This is a genomic window from Laedolimicola sp. (genome assembly GCF_051972735.1).
GTDB classification, from domain to species: domain Bacteria; phylum Bacillota; class Clostridia; order Lachnospirales; family Lachnospiraceae; genus Laedolimicola; species Laedolimicola intestinihominis.
Genome location: NZ_JBOKYU010000080.1, coordinates 1 through 3,273 on the forward strand (window position 1 = coordinate 1; position 3,273 = coordinate 3,273).

The 3,273-nt window shown below is 50.1% G+C and carries 4 protein-coding genes; 3 read left to right on the forward strand and 1 reads right to left on the reverse strand.

Going from position 1 to position 3,273, the window contains the following annotated elements:
- On the forward strand, nucleotides 1-280 hold a 280-nt coding region (locus ACTRC3_RS11545; RefSeq protein ID WP_440323170.1), incomplete at its 5' end, for a transposase.
- 143 nt (nucleotides 281-423) lie between these two features.
- On the opposite strand, the gene ACTRC3_RS11550 is transcribed toward ACTRC3_RS11545, so the two are convergent.
- Nucleotides 424-780, reverse strand: coding sequence for a sporulation initiation factor Spo0A C-terminal domain-containing protein (locus ACTRC3_RS11550; protein WP_178038862.1), 357 nt, complete (start codon nucleotides 778-780; stop codon nucleotides 424-426).
- A gap of 308 nt (nucleotides 781-1,088) precedes the next feature.
- Between ACTRC3_RS11550 and glyA the strand changes: the two genes are divergently transcribed.
- Entirely contained in the window at nucleotides 1,089-2,330 is a 1,242-nt protein-coding gene (glyA, locus tag ACTRC3_RS11555; RefSeq protein ID WP_178038861.1) for a serine hydroxymethyltransferase, read from the forward strand.
- 193 nt (nucleotides 2,331-2,523) lie between these two features.
- The gene (locus tag ACTRC3_RS11560; RefSeq protein WP_440323171.1) at nucleotides 2,524-3,252 is read left to right on the forward strand and encodes an ABC transporter ATP-binding protein; all 729 of its coding nucleotides are present in this window, start codon (nucleotides 2,524-2,526) and stop codon (nucleotides 3,250-3,252) included.
- The last annotated feature ends 21 nt before the right edge of the window (nucleotides 3,253-3,273 follow it).

Here is a 3,273-nt window from a genome sequence, read left to right on the forward strand (position 1 = left end):
AAATGGAGAAGGAAACCGTACCGTGCGTGTCAATCAGGAACTAACAAAGATGCATCAGGAAGTGATTCAAAACCTTGAGAGTATCCAAGGTGCGCTGCTTAGAATGAACCGTTCCATCCAGGCAGAAGGTACTTTTGGTATTATAAAAAATGACCGCTGGTATAAACGGATTGTGCGAAGAGGGATAAAATCTGTTCAACTTGAAGTATACCTTGTTTCACTGGGACACAATCTTTATAAATTCCACAACAAACAGATGAAAATAAAATCAGCTGCATAGATTTGAAAATCAACAAATTTATGGGGTAAGGGGGAAATGCGCTTTTAGAGACTACTTCGTTTATAATTTTTTAGTCTAAAAGAGCGTGTAAAAAATGATTTCTCATTTTTTCACACGCCCTTTTTCTGCTCTTCCCGGTATAGCTACTGTGCCATCGGGAGTGTTTCTTTCCTGTGAAGCAGGTACTCGCAGAAGATGGCAATCAGATCCTTCGGATAGGGCGTTCTGTCGGACCAGACCGGACTGCCGGTCATTCGGACGAGAAGCTGATGGCCGCCATTCCTCATCATCACATCGCGGATGGTTCGAATGTCCCGCTCCACACTGGTTACAGTGGTGGCATATTCAAAGGCTACGGTGACATAGATAGCCTTCTGAATATACTGGAGACGGGTGGGATCCTGAACAGCAAGTTCCACAGCGCGGATAAAATAACGGTATCCGCAGTAGTGGCTAAACACACCGGCCGAGTTCAGCAGAATCTGGATTGTTTGTTTCATTGATAAAACTCCCCTCATAGAAAAATAGAACAAACAGTTTACGCGAGATATTTATTTCAGAAAATGATGACGAATAAGGACAGAAAGTTCGATGAGAAAGCAGGAATCCGACAAGAAACGACAAAGATAGACATAAAGTTATCTGACTTCGGAACCTGGGTTTACAAATATACGAACTATAATATTTTGCAAAAAAATACTTGCTTTTTTCGGTCTGCTTTCATATAATAAAGCAAACAAAAAAGACAAATGTGCGCCAGAGAAAGACACTCACAGTCGAAGCGCCGTAAAACGAGGAGGATCTTACAATGTATTCATTGGATGAAGTGAAGGCAGTGGACAAGGAAGTAGCGGCAGCCATCGAGGCAGAGATGGCCCGTCAGAACAGCCATATTGAGCTGATTGCATCGGAAAACTGGGTATCCAAAGCGGTCATGGCCGCCATGGGAAGCCCCCTGACCAATAAATATGCAGAAGGATATCCGGGAAAACGTTATTACGGCGGCTGCGAATGCGTGGACGAGGTGGAGGAGCTGGCACGTGAGCGGGCGAAGAAGCTCTTCGGCTGCGAGTATGTGAACGTACAGCCCCATTCCGGCGCCCAGGCCAATATGGCAGTACAGTTCGCCATGCTGAAGCCGGGCGATACCATCATGGGACAGAATCTGGCCCACGGCGGACACCTGACACACGGAAGCCCCGCGAACTTCTCCGGAACCTATTTTAACGTGGTTCCGTACGGAGTCAACGACGATGGTGTGCTGGATTACGATGAAATCTTGCGTATCGCGAAGGAGTGCAAGCCGAAGATGATCATCGCCGGAGCCAGCGCTTACGCCAGAACCATTGATTTCAAGCGGTTCCGTGAGATTGCCGACGAGGTGGGTGCTTACCTGATGGTGGATATGGCGCACATCGCCGGACTGGTGGCGGCAGGCGTGCATCCGAGCCCGATTCCTTACGCCCATGTGACGACGACCACCACCCACAAGACCCTCAGAGGACCCAGAGGCGGCATGATTCTCTCCGACGCGGCGACTGCGAAGCAGTTCAACTTCAACAAGGCTGTCTTCCCGGGTATCCAGGGCGGTCCGCTGATGCATGTGATTGCGGCCAAGGCAGTCTGCTTCCAGGAGGCGCTGCAGCCGGAATACAAGGAATACCAGAAGCAGATTGTAAAGAACGCCCAGGCGCTCTGCAAGGGACTGATGGACCGCGGCATCAAGATCGTGTCCGGCGGTACCGACAATCACCTGATGCTGATAGACCTGACGCCCTTTGACCTGACCGGTAAAGAGGTGGAGCATCTGCTGGACGCGGCCAATATCACCGCAAACAAAAACACCATTCCCAACGACCCGAAATCGGCCTTCGTCACCAGCGGCGTCCGCATCGGAACTCCGGCGGTTACGGCAAGAGGACTGAAAGAAGAGGATATGGAGACCATCGCGGAGGCGGTAGCCCTGATGATCAAGGAGGGCGAGAGCGCCACTGAGAAGGCGAAAGCGCTGGTAAAGAGCCTGACAGACAAGTATCCGCTGGATATGTAAAAATACAGAGAAAACGGTGTGTGCCCCCGGAGCCGGACAGCGGTTTCCGGGGGTTTTTGACGGCCTGGATTTAGGCAAATTAAGAATTAATTAAATAGTTTTTCGTATATCTCTGTGCTATACTGAACATATATAACACTAGATATGGCAGTCGACGGGAAAATAGCCGGGCTGCGCGCACAGGAGAGAGAGCATGGCGCAGAAAAGAGAACCTGTGATTCAGGTAAAGAATCTGTACAAGATCTACCGGGTCGGCGAGAACAAGGTACGGGCGCTGAACGGTGTGGATTTGACCATCTACCGGGGCGAGTTTTGTTCCATTGTGGGAACCTCCGGTTCCGGTAAGTCAACGATGCTGAATATGCTGGCGGGTCTGGAGAAGCCCACCAAGGGCGAGATTGTCATTGCAGGACAGCATTTGGAGAAAATGAATGAGAATCAGCTGGTAAAGTTCCGGCGGGAGCATGTGGGCTTTATCTTCCAGTCCTTTAATCTGCTGGGAACCATGGACGCGGTGGAAAATGTGGCGCTGCCGTTGATGTTCCGTGGGATTCCGAAGAAGGAACGGATGGCGAAGGCAGATAAAATGCTGGATCTGGTGGGACTGTCCAAGCACAAGGATCATCGCCCCAATGAGATGTCGGGCGGTCAGCAGCAGCGTGTAGGCGTGGCCAGGGCGCTGGTACTGGATCCGGAGATTATCTTTGCGGATGAGCCTACGGGAAATCTGGATTCCAATACATCGGCAGAGGTCATGCGGCTGATGCAGAAGATTGTGCGGGAGCGGAACCAGACGCTGGTTATGGTAACCCACGACAATCATCTGGCCAGCTTTGCGGACCGGATTTTCCATATTATAGACGGTAAGATTGTGAAGATAGAAGACAACCGAAATAAATCAGAGCAGATAGAGGGGGAATAAGGAAAATGAAGAATACGTGGA